We start from the raw sequence: 221 nt of genomic DNA on the forward strand, positions 1-221 counted from the left end.
ACAATAAGTGGTGTAGCGACGAAGGTCGGCATCTATCCAATCGTGGTAACAAGCACGGATAACCAAGGAAATAAAGTAGATACGACATTCACAATTAAAATTGTAGATACAACGGCACCGACGGTAAAAGAGATAAGTGACCAAACCAAAGAGGTGAATACCGCTATAGACGAAATTGTGATAGATGCCACAGATAATAGTGGCCAAGCAGTGACAAATAA

The 221-nt window shown here is 40.7% G+C and carries 1 protein-coding gene; it reads left to right on the forward strand.

Translation table 11 applies throughout. From position 1 onward, the window contains the following. On the forward strand, window positions 1-221 hold a 221-nt coding region (locus HMPREF2597_RS12765), incomplete at both ends, for a hypothetical protein (protein WP_176747067.1).

Origin of the sequence: Staphylococcus sp. HMSC063A07 (genome assembly GCF_001836955.1) — a bacterium.
Taxonomy (GTDB): Bacteria; Bacillota; Bacilli; order Staphylococcales; family Staphylococcaceae; genus Staphylococcus; species Staphylococcus lugdunensis.